The sequence below is a fragment of the Streptomyces sp. NPDC002490 genome (assembly GCF_040296045.1).
Taxonomy (GTDB): domain Bacteria; phylum Actinomycetota; class Actinomycetes; order Streptomycetales; family Streptomycetaceae; genus Streptomyces.
In genome coordinates this window covers 152,138-166,031 of record NZ_JBEOWM010000006.1, presented here as the reverse complement: position 1 = coordinate 166,031, position 13,894 = coordinate 152,138, and the positions used below count along the sequence as shown (strand labels likewise).

Here is a 13,894-nt window from a genome sequence, read left to right as displayed (position 1 = left end):
AGCATGTTCCATAGGGTGCCCAGGGAGGTACGGGTGATCGATCCATCGGATGCGCGACCGCCGTTCCGGCAGGTCGCGGACGCGCTGCGGGTGGCCATCGCCTCCGGCGTGTACGGGCCAGGTGATCGGCTTCCGTCCGCGCGGGAGCTGGCCGGCGAGTACGGCATCACACACGTGACCGCCTCGCAGGCGGTCGCCGTACTCAAGGCCGAGGGCCTCGTCGAGTCCCACGTGGGCAGGGGCGTGTTCGTGCGCGCCCCTGCGGAACGGCGCCGCATCGATCGGGGCCGGGGCGTTCTGAGGGACGAACGCGGCTACTACTTCGACGCCCGGGCCAAGGAATGGGTCGGGCTGTCCCCTTCGCTGCTCCACTGGGGGACCGCGCCCGCGGACGTGGCGGCGCTCCTCGGCGTCGAGGCCGGTGCGCCCGTCTTCCTGCGCGAACGCAGCATGGGCCCACGCGGAAGCACGTTCCCGCTCCAACTCGCCACCTCCTATCTGCCCGAGCACCTTGCCAGAGGCACCCGGTTCGAGGAACGCGACACGGGTCCCACCGGCATCTACGGGCTGATGGAGGAAGCGGGGAACGTCCTGGACTGGATCGAGGTGTGCAACGCACGCATGCCCACGCCGCGCGAGCGGGAACTGCTGCGTCTCGGAGACGGAGTTCCCGTGCTGCGCCTGCTGAGGGTGACCCGCAACCAGCACGACCGGTGCCTCGAAGTCACCGACACGCGGATGTCCGCGGACAGGTTCGAGGTGTCCTACCAGTTGGCCACCAGTGCGGGGTGATTGAAGGATGGCGACCTAGGTGTCATAGTGAGGTTGGGTTGCGAAGTCGCAACCCTTTCGACCTTCACGCGGAGCGGCGCCCTACCGCCAAGCAGATGCGCCGCTCCGTCCCCTCAGGGAGGTTTCATCATGCCTGCTCTTCCCCTGTCGGACCGCATGGCGCGTCAGCGTGTCCGGAGGCGGGGTCGTCCCGCCCGTCCGGACGACTGTCCGGTCGGTGCCGGTCCCGTACCACCTGCGCCGTCCGTGTGGGGGCCCCTGGCCCTGCCCGTGCCCCACGTCGCGCTGTGGAGCGAGGAGAAGGTCACGGTGAGGACCCTTCAGGTCCGACCCTGTGGGGTCGGTTTGGCGTATCGCGACGAGGTCACCTCCGATCGGGACGAGCGGCGGATCCTATGGAGTCGTGTCACCCAGGCGGCGGGTCGGGGGCGACCGGAGTTCGGCTCCGTGCATCCGTTGAGGCAACGTCAGACGATGCTGCGGCGTGCGTGCCAGGTGTGCGGAGGGCCGGCGAGTCGCACCTCTCGGGGGTGGCTCTTCCTCCTTCCGGCATCGGGCGCGGGCGAGGGGATGGCCGAAGGGGCGGAAGGCGGGCTCTGCGCCAAGCCGCCCCTTTGCCTACCCTGCGCTGCCATCGCTCTGGAGCGCTGCCCGCACCTGCGGAACGCCCTGGCCGTCAGGGCGCGCACGGTCCGTCCTTGCGGTGCGTTCGGGGCCTTCTATGCTCCCGGCGCTCATGGCCTCCGCTGGTCGGATGACTGCTACCTCCCCTACGGGCATCCGCACAGCCGGTGGTTCCTCGCTTCGCAGCAAGTGGTGGAACTGCGGCGCTGCACACTCGTTGACCTCCGGGCCGAGTTGCCGGGCTGAGCGGCCCTAGGCACCGATACTCCGGCACCACCAGGTAGGGAACGGGTCAGGGGTATAGGTCAAAACCTGACCTATACCCCACCTACCGTCCCCCCCATGACCTCAGGAACCGACACCACCGACACCACCGCCCCCGCCCTCCCCGACGAGCACGCCGAACTGCTGCAAGCCCTCGCCGAACAGCGGGAGTTGCTGCTGATCACCGTACGGGGCCTGACCGATGCCCAGGCCGCGCGGCGCACCACGGCCAGCGAGTTGACCCTGGGCGGGATCGTCAAGCACCTGGCCCGCGGGGAGCGGGTGTGGACGCGGATCGCGGTGGACGGGGACGGGGTGCTGCCGGACGGCATGCTGGACGTGGCGCAGTACCGCATGGCCGGGTCGGAGACGCTCGCCGACCTGTTGGCGGAGTACGCCGACGCCGCCCGGGCGACCGAGGAGGCCGTGGCCGGCATCCCGGACCTGGGGCGGGCCGTGCCGCTGCCGGTGACGCCCTGGTCGCCGCCGGAGGCGGTGCACTGGCCGGTGCGCCGGATCCTGCTGCACCTGATCCGGGAGACGGCCCAGCACGCCGGGCACGCCGACGTCGTCCGGGAAGCCCTGGACGGGGCGAACACCACCGCGCAGCGGTGACGATCCGGTCGGGGGCGTGCCGATTTTTCCTCTATGCGCGTAGAGTCGACACCCGTGCCCCGGCGGGGGCACGGGTGTTCGCGAACCCTCGGAAGGACATGCCATGGACGTCATCTCCGTCATCCGCACCAAGCGGGACCGCGGTGAACTCAGCGACGAGCAGATCGACTGGGTCATCGACGCCTACACCCGCGGTGCGGTGGCCGACGAGCAGATGTCCGCCCTGGCCATGGCGATCCTGCTGAACGGGATGAACCGGCGCGAGATCGCCCGCTGGACCGCCGCCATGATCGCCTCCGGCGAGCGCATGGACTTCTCGGCGCTGTCCCGCCCCACCGCCGACAAGCACTCCACCGGCGGGGTCGGCGACAAGATCACCCTGCCGCTCGCCCCGCTGGTCGCCGCCTGCGGGGCCGCCGTGCCGCAGCTCTCCGGCCGTGGCCTCGGCCACACCGGCGGCACCCTCGACAAGCTGGAGTCCGTCCCGGGCTGGCGCGCCCTGCTCTCCAACGAGGAGATGCTCTCCGTGCTGGACGGGACCGGCGCGGTGATCTGCGCGGCCGGCGACGGCCTCGCCCCGGCCGACAAGAAGCTGTACGCCCTGCGGGACGTCACCGGCACCGTCGAGGCCATTCCGCTGATCGCGTCCTCGATCATGTCGAAGAAGATCGCCGAGGGCACCGGCTCCCTGGTGCTGGACGTGAAGGTCGGTACCGGCGCCTTCATGAAGACCCTGGACGACGCCCGCGAGCTGGCCGCCACCATGGTGGGCCTGGGCACCGACAGCGGGGTGCGCACGGTCGCCCTGCTCACCGACATGTCCACCCCGCTCGGATTGACCGCGGGCAACGCGCTGGAGGTCCGCGAGTCGGTGGAGGTGCTCGCCGGCGGCGGCCCCGCCGACGTCGTCGAACTGACCTTGGCGCTCGCCCGCGAGATGCTGGACGCGGCGGGCCTGCGGGACGCCGACCCCGCGAAGGCCCTCGCCGACGGCTCCGCCATGGACGTGTGGCGGCGCATGATCGCCGCCCAGGGCGGCGACCCCGACGCACCGCTGCCGGTCGCCCGCGAGCGGCACGTGGTCACGGCCCCCGCCTCCGGCGTGCTCACCCGGCTCGACGCGTACGACGTGGGCGTCGCCGCCTGGCGCCTCGGCGCGGGCCGGGCCCGCAAGGAGGACCCGGTGCAGGCGGGCGCCGGGGTGGAGATCCACGCGAAGCCCGGCGAGACGGTCACCGCGGGGCAGCCGCTGCTGACCCTGCACACCGACACCCCCGAGCGCTTCGGCTACGCACTGGAGTCCCTGGAGGGCGCCTTCGACGTGGCCGCGTCGGCACCGGACTTCACCCCGACCCCGATCGTCCTGGAGCGCATCGCCTGATCCGGAGGTCAGCCGAGCGGGCGGGCGGCCACGAACAGCACGTGGCCGCCGTCCCCCTCCGGAACGAACCGCTCCTCCCGCACCTCGAACCCGGCCGTGCGCAGCCACTCCCGGCTGGTCGCCGCGTCGGGGTGGCTCCACCACATGGCGACCCCGCTGCCGAGCCAGTCCACGTCGGTGCCCGTCAGGGCGTCCCGCCCCACGGTGACGAGGAAGGACCCGCCCGGACGCAGCCACCGGACCACCCGGCACAGCAGCGGGAGCTGCTCCCCGAGGGGCAGGTGGATCAGCGAGTACAGGGCGAGGACCGCGTCGAAGGAGCCTTCGGGGAAGTCGAGCGCGCTGATGTCGTCCCGGCGGAACTCCGCCCCGGGCACCCGCGCCCGGGCGCGCCGGACCTGGACCTCGCTCAGGTCCACCCCGAGGACCCGGTGCCCGGCCGCCGTCAGGTCCCGGGCGACCGGCACCCCGTTGCCGCACCCCAGGTCCAGCACCCGGCTGCCCGTCGCCAGCCGTCCGCGCAGGTCGGCGAGCCAGTCCCGGTACTTGGTGTCGGAGTCGAACGCCTCCTCGTACCGGAGGGACAACGCGTCGTAGCCGCGGCGGACGAGGTCCTTGGGGTCGCCGGGGTCCTCGGCGGCGGGGGTGTGGGGGTGCATGCCGCGGCACGCTAGTGCCGGACCGGCAGCGTGCGCGACGGAGTTTCGCGCCGGTGCTCCAGAACCGGCGCACCCCGCACCGCGTCTTCCCGACGACGGGCCGTGGAGCACCGCCCGGGAAGGGCGTGCCGATGCGGTCGGACGACGGGCCGGGTGCCGGGAGCGGGGACGGGCGCACCCCGCTGACCGGGGCCGGGGCGGTGGACGGAACGGGCGGGGCGCCGTCCGCGGACCGTGCCGAGCGGGTGCTCCGCACGGTCCTCGTCGCGTTGTTGGCCGCGGCCAACGCGCTCACCGTCTGGCTGTTGCTGAGCGCCCTGTTGGTGCGGCCGCCGGGCGGCCGGTGGGAGCAGGAGCACGTCACGGCGGCCGGGGTACCGGCGATGACGGCCCACATCGGGTCCTGGCTCACCGAGTGGGGCACCTACCACCTCGTCCGCTGGGGTTGGCTGCGCCCCTGGTGGTACGCGGTGCCCGTCGTGGTCGCACTCGGCTCGCTGCTGTGGATGCTGGTGCTCATGGACCGCTGAGGCCCGGTGTCACCCGGCCGGGTCGGCGGAGAGGTCGGCGCCGCGTGCGTAGGTGCGGAAGTCCCGGGGGTCGCGTCCGAGCACCTGCCGCACGCCGTCCGCGATCGAGGCGCTGCCGTCCTCGGCGATGTGCCGGAACAGCCCCGCCAGCAGCTGGGCGACCTCCTCGGGGACCCCGGCCGCCCGCTGTTCGGCGAGGTACTCGGCTTCGCTGACCGGGACGTACCGCAGCGGGCGGCCGGCGGCCGCGGAGAGTTCCGCGACGGCCTCCCGCAGGGTCAGCGCGCGCGGGCCGGACAACTCGTAGGTACGACCCGCGTGCCCGTCCTCGGTGAGGACGACGGCGGCGACCTCGGCCAGGTCCTCCAGGTCGAGGAAGGGCTCCCGGCCCTCCCCGGCGGGCAGCCGCAGTTCCCCGGTGGTCAGGAGGGAGGAGAGGAACTCCTCGGTGAAGTTCTGGTCGAACCAGGTGGGCCGCAGCACCGTCCAGTCGGCTCCCGCGGCGCGCACCGCGTCCTCGGTGGCGAGCAGTGCCGGATCGCCGAACTCGCCCCAGGTCCGGGCGGACAACAGCACCAACCGCTGCACGCCGCCCTCGACGGCGAGCGCGGCGAAGGCACGGACCTCCTCGGCGGCGTCGGGGCCCTGGGAGTCCACGACGTACACGGCGCTCACCCCGTCGAGGGCGGGCCCCCAGGTGGTGCGGTCGGACCAGTCGAAGCGGGTGGGGGCGGAGCGGGAGGCGGGACGGGCTGTGAAGCCCCGGCGGGTGAGGGCGGCGGCGACGCGGCGCCCCGTCTTGCCGGTCCCGCCGAGGACGAGGACGGGCGAGGCGGGGGAGACGGACTGTTCCGGCTGGGTGTGCGTGGTCATGTGCGCCAGTGAAACGCGGGCGGCGCGGTGCTGCGATGCTCGGCACGCTCACATCGATGTCTGAGCGTCCACGACATCCGACCGGCCTAGACTCGGCCGGATGGATGACGCCTTGTCCGCCCTGCTGCACGAGGTCCGGTCCCACGGGGCCCTGTTCGACCAGGCCGTGGTCCGGCCGCCGTGGGCGTTCCGGTTCGAGGAGGGCACCCGGATCGCGGTGCTCGCCATGCTGAGCGGGCGGGCGTGGATCAGTCGCCCGGACGGAGCGGGGGCGCCGGTTCCGCTGGGGGAGGGGGAGTTGGCGATCGTGGTGGGTCCGCAGGCGTACGTGGTCGCCGACGATCCGGGCACCGCCCCGCGCTACCTGGTCGACGAGGACGAGCGCTGCACCACCCCGGACGGGGCCCTGGTCCTGGACTCCTGCACGCCGGGCTGCCGGGCGGCGACCGGCCCGCGGGACGGTCGGGACGACGCAGTGCCCCGGCCGGTGCTGCTGCGCGGGGCCTACCGGCTGGGGGACGCGGCCTCGGCGCGGCTGGCGGACGCCCTGCCGAGGATCGCGCGGGTGTCGTTGCCGCCGGGCGGGGCCGCCGTCCTGGAGACCCTCGCGGAGGAGATCCACCGCAGTGCCCCGGGCCGTCAGGCGGTTCTGGACCGCTTGCTGGACCTGTTGTTGGTGTCCGGGCTGCGGGCCTGGTTCGAACGGCCGGAGGCATCGGCGCCGGACCGGTACCGGGCGCACGGGGACCCGGTCGTCGGCCGGGCCTTGCGCTTGCTGCACGAGGACCCGGCCCGGCCGTGGACGGTGGCCTCGCTGGCGGCGGAGGTCGGGGCGTCGCGGGCGGGGTTCGCCCGCCGGTTCACCCAGCGGATGGGCGGCCCGCCGATGGGTTACCTCACGCAGTGGCGGATCGGCTTGGCGGCGGATCTGCTGGCCCGCACCGACGAGACGGTGGAGGCGGTCTCCCGCCGGGTCGGCTACGCCAATGCGTACGCGTTGAGCGTGGCGTTCAAGCGGGTGCGGGGCGTGCGCCCCACCGAGCACCGGGCGAGGTCCCGCACGGCCTGAGGCCGGCCGCTCGGCACACGACCGCGCCCACCCCCGGGCGGGGGCGGGCGCGGGTGCCCTGAGGAGAGGCAGGTGGTGCGCCGGTGGTCCGGGCGTCAGGTCCCGGGGGGCGAGGTCAGAACTGGACGTCCGAGCAGGAGTAGAACGCGTTCTCGGTGTCGTGGACGGTCCACACGCCGAGGATCAGGTGCTTGCCGGACTTCTGCGGCAGCACACCGGAGTGCGAGACGCTCCAGCCGGGCATCCGGCCGCCGAACGGCACGGTCAGGAACGGCTGGGGCTCCAGGTCGCCGCGGGTCAGCGGCTTGTTCGGGTTCCAGCCGTCCTTGGTGATGTAGTAGCGGAAGTCGGTGGTGGCGTGCCGGGCGACCATCTGCCAGTTGAAGGCGTAGTTCTGGCCGCCGCGGACCTTGGTCGCGGGCCAGTTGCCGCCGCGCGGGTCGTCCAGCTCGGCGAAGCGGGCGTTGCCGCCGGCGCAGAGGGTGCCGTCGGCGGGGCCGCGGCCGGGGAAGCCCTTGTAGCCCTCGACGCTCCACGCCTCCCACTCGATCTGGCCGCAGTCCTGGACGGTGCCGTTGCCGCAGAGCGTGGAGCGGGCGGCCGGCGAGTCCACGTAGCCGTGGCCCTGGGCGCTGCCGGTGGTGGCGAAGAGCGCGGCGAAGGCGAGGCCCGCGCCGACCAGGGACGTGGTGAGCTTCTTGCGCATGTTCACTCCTGAACGTGGGGGTGCCTCGGTGAGGTGGGGGAGGCGGAGTTGCAGGGGTGGTCTAGACCAAGACCAGGCTATTTCGGCCAGTTCCCGGGGCCAACGCTGCTTTCGGTCACACGGGAATGCGCGTCAAGCACCGCAATTCCGCCCGGTGCCTCGTCGAGCGTGCAACCGTCCGGCCGTGGCGGTCCGGGTGGCCGGCACCCCATCGCCGCAGCAGGGGGGCGCCCGCCCGGGGCCGGGCACCGCGCCGCACCGCCGTGCCGGACCCCCCGCACCGGGGTGGCTCAACTCCGGCGGGCGCCCCTGCGCGTCAACCGGGCAGCAGATGCCCCCGCTGGGAGAGCAGGAACCGCTTGAACGCGGCCACCGGCGGGGTGTCCGGACCGCCGCCCGCGAGCCAGGCCACCCCGATCTCCCGCACCGCCCGCGGCGCCGTCACCGTCAACTCCACCACCCCCGGCCGGGGCACCGTCGGGGGCGGCAACAGCGCCACCCCCAGCCCCGCCTGCACCAGCCCGCGCAGGGTCTCCGCCTCCTCCCCCTCGAACGCGACCTTGGGCCGGAACCCGGCCGCCGCGCACAGGTCGTCGGTGATCCGCCGGAGCCCGTACCCGGCCTCCAGGGTCACGAAGGTCTCGTCGGCGGCCTCCGCGAGCCGGATGCGCCGGCGCCCCGCCAACCGGTGGTCGTCCGGCACCACCAGCCGCAGCCGCTGTTCGTCCAGCCGCCGCGCCACCAGGTCCGGGGCGTCCGGCACCGGCGAGGTCAGGCACAGGTCCAACTCGTGTGCCCGCAGCCGCTCCAGCATCGCCTCGCCGTAGTTCTGCACCAGGCTGAACCGCACCCGGGGGTGGTCGGCCCGGAAACCGCGGATCAGCCCCGGCACCGTCTCCGTGCCCAGGGTGTGCAGGAAGCCGAAGGCCACCTTCCCGCTCGCCGGGTCGGCATCGGCACGCACCTCCTCGGCGGCCCGCCCGATGCCGTCGAGCGCCCGCTCCACCGAGGTGAGGAAGGACCGTCCGGCCGGGGTGAGCGCCAGCGTGCGCCCCCGGCGCGCGAACAGGTCCACCCCCAGGTCCCGTTCCAGCCGGACCATCGCCCGCGACAGGGTCGACTGCGGCACCTGCATCTCCTGCGCGGCCCGCGTCACGTGCTCGGTCCGCGCCACGCCCGCGAAGTACGCCAGCCGCGGCGCGAGCAACGCGACGATGTCGTCTGTGTCACCACCGGGTGACACACGCGGCCGTGAGCTGTCCTTATGCATCATGGGAACGATTATGGACGTTCCATGCATTGGACGCATCAGAATCCCGGCCGTACGTTCGACCCATGCCTCCCGCCAGTACCGGGGCGGTCACCGGGTTCCCGCGAACCACCGTGACCGCCGCCCCCGCCGCCCCGTCGCCCGTCGCCCCCGTCCCTCCGGCACCCCCCGCGCCCGCCCCCGCCACCACCGGCGACGGCGGCGCCACCGGTGCCGACACCCGTCTCGCGCCCGGCGGCCCCGGCTACCGGCGGATGAGCTTCGCCCTGTTCCTGGTGGGCCTCGCGACCTTCGCCCTGCTGTACTCCACGCAGTCCCTCCTGCCGCTGATCTCCACCGAGTTCGCGGTGGGCGCCGGCGACGCGAGCTGGACCGTCTCCGCCGCCACCGGCGCCCTGGCCCTGTTCGTCCTGCCGCTGAGCGCGCTCTCCGAACGGTTCGGCCGGCGCACCCTGATGACCGTCTCGCTGGCCGTCGCGGTCGGCGTGACCCTGCTGATCCCCTTCGCCCCCTCGCTCGGTGCGCTGATCGCCCTGCGCGCCGTCCAGGGCGCCGCCCTCGCCGGCGTCCCCGCCTCGGCCATGGCCTACCTCGCGGAGGAGGTCCGGCCCAAGGCGCTGATCGGCGCGATCGGCCTGTTCGTCGCGGGCAACAGCATCGGCGGGATGAGCGGCCGGGTCGTCACCGGCTGGGTCGCCCAGGAGTGGGGCTGGCGCGTCGCGCTCGGCGTCCTCGGACTCTTCGCGGTCCTCGCCGCCGTCGCCTTCCGCGCCCTGGTCCCCGCCCCCCGCCACTTCACCGCCGCCCCGCTGAGCCCGGGCCACCTCGCCCGCACCGTCCGCAGCCACCTCGGCAACCCGCTGCTGCGCCGCCTGTACGCCATCGGCGCCCTGTTCATGACGGTGTTCGGCGCGGTCTACACGGTGATCGGCTACCGGCTCACCGAAGCCCCGTTCTCGCTGCCCCAGGGCGTGATCGGCTCGATCTTCCTGGTCTTCCTGGTCGGCACGGCCTCCTCGGCCGCCGCCGGCAAGCTCGTCGCCCGGCTCGGCCGGCGCGGCGCCCTCTACCTGGCGGGCACCACCACCACGGTCGGCCTGCTGCTCACCCTCACCCCCTCGCTGGTGGCGGTGGTCGGCGGACTGGTCCTCATCACCGCCGGCTTCTTCGCCGGGCACGCCGTCGCCTCCGCCGCGGTCAGCCGCACCGCCACCCACGGCCGCGCCCAGGCGTCGGCCCTGTACCAGTCGGTGTACTACCTGGGCTCCAGCGCGGGCAGCACCTTCGGCGCACTGGCCTTCCACGCGGGCGGCTGGACCGCCACCGTCGCGCTCGGCCTGCTGGCCGTGGTCGGGGTCGTCCTGATCACCGTGCTCGGCACCCGTGCCGCCCGCGCCGAGGCCAGGGCCGTCCGGGTGGCACCCCGCCCGGTGCCGCGCCAGTATCGAGGGGTGACCCACCCGGCCCGCTGACGCGGGCGGGCCGGTACGGCTCCGGGAACGCGCAGGTCAGCCCCGGTTGTCAGTGGCCGGAGGTACGTTCTGATCGCCGGCACGGGACCGGGGCGGGACGAACAGCAGGGGTGGCTGGATCATGACCGACACGACGACGATCGATCCCTTGACCGAGTTGGAGCGGTACCGGGTGGAGCTCACGGGCTACTGCTACCGGATGCTCGGCTCCTCGTTCGAGGCGGAGGACGCCGTCCAGGACACCATGGTCCGCGCCTGGCGCGCCCTGGAGAAGTTCGAGGGCCGCTCCTCCCTGAGGTCCTGGCTGTACCGCATCGCCACCAACGTCTGTCTGGACCAGCTGAACGCCGGCAACCGCCGCGCCCGCCCGATGGACCTCACCGAGCCGCAGCACCACGCCACCGCCGTCCTCAAGGAACGCGCCGAGCCCACCTGGCTGGAGCCCGTCCCGGACGGCCGGGTGCTGCCCGACACGGCGGGTCCCGAGCAGACCGCGCTGGCCCGGGAGTCGGTCCGGCTCGCCTTCATGGCCGCGCTCCAGCACCTGCCGCCCAAGCAGCGGGCGGTGCTGATCCTGCGCGAGGTGCTGGCCTGGCGCGCCCAGGAGGTCGCCGAACTGCTGGACACCACGGTCGCCTCCGTCAACAGCGCCCTCCAACGGGCCCGGGCGACGCTGGCCGCGGCCGACATCCGCGAGGCGGACCCGGCCGAGCCCGCCGACGAGGAACAGCAGAAGCTGCTCGCCGCGTACGTGGAGGCGTTCGAGGGCTACGACATGGCCCGGCTGACCGCCCTCCTCCACGAGGACGCCGTGCTGTCCATGCCCCCCTACGACCTCTGGCTCCGGGGGCACCGGGAGATCACCGGCTGGATGCTCGGCACCGGCGCCGGCTGCCGCGGCTCGCTGCTGGTGCCGACCGTCGCGAACGGCACGCCCGCCTTCGCCCAGTACCGCCCCACCCCGACCCGGGGCCGCTACGAACCGTGGGCGCTCCAGGTGCTGGAGATATCAGGGGGCCGGATCGTGGAGATCACCAGCTTCCTCGACACGGCCCGGTGGTTCCCGCTCTTCGGGCTCCCCCTCCACCTGGAGCGGTAGCCCGGCCAGCCGGATCAGTTCCCGCACCGCGGGGGGCGGCTCGCGCAGCACGATCCGTCCCCCGGCCCGTCGCGCCGCCCACTGGAGCCGGGCCAGCAGGTCGACGGCGGCCAGACCGCGCACGCCGAGCGCCCGCGCGTCGCAGACCAGCCGCCGGCCCGAGCCGCCGCCGGTCAGCCGTCGCCGCACGTCCTCGCAGAGCAGGAGGACCTCCCCGGGCGCCACCCGCGCAGGGAGCACCAACACACCACCCGTATCGCTGTCCACGCCCGGTAGACCGCCGCCCGCCGGGGAACTCATCGTCGGGCGACGAGGTCGCGACGAGTCGGCTTCGGTGCGGGGGAGTGCATCCATTCTCTCCCCGAACGGGGACCGCTGTCACCGTTCTCCGGAATGATCTTCACCTCCGATCCGCGCCCTAGGGTTGGCGAGCAGGCCGAACAAGGCCCCTCACTTGCAAGGGAGTTGACAGTGGTGGCAGCTGACCCGTCCGCGCTGGCCGCGGAACTCATGGCGATGGCCGAGGCCGATCACCGGGCCGCCGTCCATGCGAACGGCGAGGACTTCGCCGACCAGTTGGCCTGGCGCCGGCTGACCGCACGGCACGGCGACCGACTCGCCGCGATCATGGACGAGCACGGCTGGCCGACCGCGGACCGGGTCGGCGCGGACGCCGCCCGTGCCGCCTGGCTGATCGCCCAGCACGCGGATCGACAGCTCGACGTCCAGCGGCGCGCCCTGCGACTGATGGGCCGGGCCGTCGCCGAGGGCTCGGCCGGCCCGCGCGAGCTGGCCTTCCTGCACGACCGCACCCGGGTGAACGAGGGCCGCGAGCAGCGCTACGGCACCCAGATCGCCGGAGTGCGGGACGGCCGACCGATCCCCTGGCCCTGCGAGGACCCCGCGCGCACGGACGAGTTCCGGGCGGAGGTCGGCATCGAGCCCTTCGACGTCTACGTGGCCCGGTTCTCCCCGGCCTGAGGGCTCACCCGTCGACCTCGTCGGGCCGCAGCGCGTCGAGGATCAGGGCGAGGCCGAAGGCGAACTCGTCCTCGGCGTAGTCGTAGCCCGGGGCGAGGACGTGCGCGGCGGCGAGTTCGGCGAGGTGGGGGTAGGCGTCGGCGGGCATCTCCCGCAGGATCGCCCCCGCCACCTCGTCCACCTCGGCCGCATCGCCGAACGGCAGGCTCAGTTCCTGCATGACGAACCCGTACACGTAGCTGTCGATCAGCGAGAAGGCGTGGGCGGTCATCGCGACCGAGAACCCCCCGCCGCGCAGGGCGCCGATCACCGCGTCGTGGTGGCGCAGGGTCGCCGGGCCGGGGCGGGCGCGGGAGTCCAGCAGGGACACGGCCCACGGGTGGCGCCGCAGCGCGGCCCGCGCGGAGTGTGCCCGCCGGTGCATGGCCTCCTTCCAGTCGACCTCCCCCGAGGGCAGGTCGATCTCGGCGAACACCGCGTCGACCATGCCGTCGAGGAGGTCCTCCCGTCCCGAGACGTGGTGGTACAGCGACATCGCCTCCACGCCCAGCGGCGCGGCGACGGCCCGCATGGTCAGCGCCGCCGAGCCCTTCTCGTCCGCCACCGTCACCGCCGCGCGGATCACCCGCTCCCGGCTGAGCGGCGCGCGAGCCGTCCGCCCGCGACCGCCCCTGCTCGCCCTGCCGCCCCCGGCGCCCGCTGTGGACATCCGCCCTTCCCCTTCCGCTCCCCTTGACCGCCTTACGGCATAAGGTTAGCGTGCCTTACACCATAAGGCCGAAGGTGGAGGGGGTCGTGCCGTGGAAACGGAGCGCATCGGGAAGGTCTGCGTCGTCGGAGCGTCCGGGAAGTTGGGGCAGTACATGGTCCGCCACGCGCTGGACCGCGGCTACGAGGTGGTCGGCGTCTGCCGGGAGCGCAGCGTGCCCAAACTGGCCGCCCTCGCCGACCGGATGACCGTCGTCCCCGGCGCCACCGACGACCCCGAGGTGATCCGGCGCGCGGTCGAGGGCTGCGACGGGGTGCTCACCGTGCTGGTGCCCTGGGGCGTGCGGCAGTACTCCTCGGGCACCGCGCAGGCCGTGCTCGACCACGCCCGCCCGGGCGCCCGGCTGGTCTTCTCCTGCGGCTGGCACATCACCCGCGACGGCAAGGACCGCTACTCACGGCTGTTCACCCTGGCCCTGCGGGCCGCGACCGTCCTGGGCAAGCTGCTGCGCGCCGTCGAGATCGACGACCAGGTCGAGGCGTGCCGCCGGGTGTTCGCCAGCGACACCCGCTGGACCGTGGTCCGCGGCAGCGACCTGGAGGAGGGCGAGAGCCAGGGGCTGCCCCTCTGGCGCCACCACGTCGGCGACCCGGCACTGGCCAGCAACCTCACCCGCCGGATCGACTTCGCCCTCTTCATGGTCGCGGCGCTCACCGACGAGGCGCTCGTCCACCAGGCCCCGGCGATCGTCGGCCGCCACACCCCCAGCGCCCGGGCCCACGGGTAGCCGCCCGCAGGCGGGCGGGCCGCTCAGTGCTCCGGCGGGTCCGCGTCCGTCCCGTCGAACCAG

At 73.8% G+C, this 13,894-nt stretch carries 15 protein-coding genes; 9 read left to right on the top strand and 6 right to left on the bottom strand.

Features of this window, described 5'->3' with window-relative positions; translation table 11 throughout:
* Nucleotides 1-33 precede the first annotated feature (33 nt).
* The 3 genes from ABT092_RS06070 (at nucleotide 34) to ABT092_RS06060 (ending at nucleotide 3,676) form a co-directional block, all read left to right on the top strand.
* Nucleotides 34-792 (top strand): GntR family transcriptional regulator, encoded by a 759-nt coding sequence (locus ABT092_RS06070; protein WP_351240280.1) that lies wholly within the window; start codon nucleotides 34-36, stop codon nucleotides 790-792.
* Nucleotides 793-1,758: 966 nt separating this feature from the next.
* Nucleotides 1,759-2,295, top strand: coding sequence for a DinB family protein (locus ABT092_RS06065; protein WP_351240278.1), 537 nt, complete (start codon nucleotides 1,759-1,761; stop codon nucleotides 2,293-2,295).
* Between the two features lie 103 nt (nucleotides 2,296-2,398).
* Nucleotides 2,399-3,676, top strand: coding sequence for a thymidine phosphorylase (locus tag ABT092_RS06060; protein WP_351240276.1), 1,278 nt, complete (start codon nucleotides 2,399-2,401; stop codon nucleotides 3,674-3,676).
* An 8-nt stretch (nucleotides 3,677-3,684) separates the two neighbouring features.
* Here ABT092_RS06060 and ABT092_RS06055 read toward each other — a convergent pair whose 3' ends face one another.
* On the bottom strand, nucleotides 3,685-4,335 hold the full coding sequence (locus tag ABT092_RS06055; protein WP_351240274.1) for a class I SAM-dependent methyltransferase: 651 nt from the start codon (nucleotides 4,333-4,335) through the stop codon (nucleotides 3,685-3,687).
* Between the two features lie 53 nt (nucleotides 4,336-4,388).
* On the opposite strand from ABT092_RS06055, the gene ABT092_RS06050 reads away from it, so the two are divergent.
* The gene (locus ABT092_RS06050; protein WP_351240272.1) at nucleotides 4,389-4,865 is read left to right on the top strand and encodes a hypothetical protein; all 477 of its coding nucleotides are present in this window, start codon (nucleotides 4,389-4,391) and stop codon (nucleotides 4,863-4,865) included.
* Nucleotides 4,866-4,874: 9 nt separating this feature from the next.
* On the opposite strand, the gene ABT092_RS06045 is transcribed toward ABT092_RS06050, so the two are convergent.
* A complete protein-coding gene (locus ABT092_RS06045) occupies nucleotides 4,875-5,738 on the bottom strand; it encodes an NmrA family NAD(P)-binding protein (RefSeq protein ID WP_351240270.1) in 864 nt (287 codons plus the stop codon).
* A 100-nt stretch (nucleotides 5,739-5,838) separates the two neighbouring features.
* Here ABT092_RS06045 and ABT092_RS06040 point away from each other — a divergent pair, with 100 nt between their 5' ends.
* Nucleotides 5,839-6,807: an AraC family transcriptional regulator gene (locus ABT092_RS06040; protein WP_351240268.1), complete on the top strand. Its 969-nt coding sequence runs from the start codon at nucleotides 5,839-5,841 to the stop codon at nucleotides 6,805-6,807.
* A gap of 115 nt (nucleotides 6,808-6,922) precedes the next feature.
* Here the strand turns inward: ABT092_RS06040 and ABT092_RS06035 are convergent, their stop codons facing one another.
* Both ABT092_RS06035 and ABT092_RS06030 read right to left on the bottom strand, forming a co-directional pair.
* Nucleotides 6,923-7,513 (bottom strand): lytic polysaccharide monooxygenase auxiliary activity family 9 protein, encoded by a 591-nt coding sequence (locus ABT092_RS06035; protein WP_351240266.1) that lies wholly within the window; start codon nucleotides 7,511-7,513, stop codon nucleotides 6,923-6,925.
* Nucleotides 7,514-7,829: 316 nt separating this feature from the next.
* Nucleotides 7,830-8,786 (bottom strand): LysR family transcriptional regulator, encoded by a 957-nt coding sequence (locus ABT092_RS06030; protein WP_351240264.1) that lies wholly within the window; start codon nucleotides 8,784-8,786, stop codon nucleotides 7,830-7,832.
* A gap of 62 nt (nucleotides 8,787-8,848) precedes the next feature.
* Between ABT092_RS06030 and ABT092_RS06025 the strand changes: the two genes are divergently transcribed.
* Both ABT092_RS06025 and ABT092_RS06020 read left to right on the top strand, forming a co-directional pair.
* Nucleotides 8,849-10,255 carry an MFS transporter gene (locus ABT092_RS06025; RefSeq protein WP_351240262.1) on the top strand — a complete coding sequence of 469 codons (1,407 nt, stop codon included), beginning with the start codon at nucleotides 8,849-8,851 and terminating at the stop codon, nucleotides 10,253-10,255.
* A 121-nt stretch (nucleotides 10,256-10,376) separates the two neighbouring features.
* Complete coding sequence (locus ABT092_RS06020; protein ID WP_351240260.1) at nucleotides 10,377-11,354, top strand: sigma-70 family RNA polymerase sigma factor; 978 nt, start codon at nucleotides 10,377-10,379, stop codon at nucleotides 11,352-11,354.
* Here the strand turns inward: ABT092_RS06020 and ABT092_RS06015 are convergent.
* Nucleotides 11,265-11,594, bottom strand: coding sequence for an STAS domain-containing protein (locus tag ABT092_RS06015; protein ID WP_351240258.1), 330 nt, complete (start codon nucleotides 11,592-11,594; stop codon nucleotides 11,265-11,267). The genes ABT092_RS06020 and ABT092_RS06015 overlap by 90 nt on opposite strands.
* Nucleotides 11,595-11,828: 234 nt before the next feature.
* Between ABT092_RS06015 and ABT092_RS06010 the strand changes: the two genes are divergently transcribed.
* A complete protein-coding gene (locus tag ABT092_RS06010) occupies nucleotides 11,829-12,335 on the top strand; it encodes a DUF6624 domain-containing protein (protein WP_351240256.1) in 507 nt (168 codons plus the stop codon).
* A 4-nt stretch (nucleotides 12,336-12,339) separates the two neighbouring features.
* Here ABT092_RS06010 and ABT092_RS06005 read toward each other — a convergent pair whose 3' ends face one another.
* Complete coding sequence (locus tag ABT092_RS06005; RefSeq protein ID WP_351240254.1) at nucleotides 12,340-13,044, bottom strand: TetR/AcrR family transcriptional regulator; 705 nt, start codon at nucleotides 13,042-13,044, stop codon at nucleotides 12,340-12,342.
* A 91-nt stretch (nucleotides 13,045-13,135) separates the two neighbouring features.
* Here ABT092_RS06005 and ABT092_RS06000 point away from each other — a divergent pair, with 91 nt between their 5' ends.
* Nucleotides 13,136-13,831, top strand: a complete 696-nt coding sequence (locus ABT092_RS06000) for an NAD(P)-dependent oxidoreductase (RefSeq protein ID WP_351240253.1) — start codon at nucleotides 13,136-13,138, stop codon at nucleotides 13,829-13,831.
* Nucleotides 13,832-13,894: the final 63 nt, after the last annotated feature.

Coding starts and splice junctions, on each gene's coding strand:
- ABT092_RS06065 (WP_351240278.1), top strand. CDS start 1,759: ATGACCTCAGGAACCGACACCACCGACACCACCGCCCCCGCCCTCCCC.
- ABT092_RS06060 (WP_351240276.1), top strand. CDS start 2,399: ATGGACGTCATCTCCGTCATCCGCACCAAGCGGGACCGCGGTGAACTC.
- ABT092_RS06055 (WP_351240274.1), bottom strand. CDS start 4,335: ATGCACCCCCACACCCCCGCCGCCGAGGACCCCGGCGACCCCAAGGAC.
- ABT092_RS06045 (WP_351240270.1), bottom strand. CDS start 5,738: ATGACCACGCACACCCAGCCGGAACAGTCCGTCTCCCCCGCCTCGCCC.
- ABT092_RS06040 (WP_351240268.1), top strand. CDS start 5,839: ATGGATGACGCCTTGTCCGCCCTGCTGCACGAGGTCCGGTCCCACGGG.
- ABT092_RS06035 (WP_351240266.1), bottom strand. CDS start 7,513: ATGCGCAAGAAGCTCACCACGTCCCTGGTCGGCGCGGGCCTCGCCTTC.
- ABT092_RS06030 (WP_351240264.1), bottom strand. CDS start 8,786: ATGATGCATAAGGACAGCTCACGGCCGCGTGTGTCACCCGGTGGTGAC.
- ABT092_RS06025 (WP_351240262.1), top strand. CDS start 8,849: ATGCCTCCCGCCAGTACCGGGGCGGTCACCGGGTTCCCGCGAACCACC.
- ABT092_RS06020 (WP_351240260.1), top strand. CDS start 10,377: ATGACCGACACGACGACGATCGATCCCTTGACCGAGTTGGAGCGGTAC.
- ABT092_RS06005 (WP_351240254.1), bottom strand. CDS start 13,044: ATGTCCACAGCGGGCGCCGGGGGCGGCAGGGCGAGCAGGGGCGGTCGC.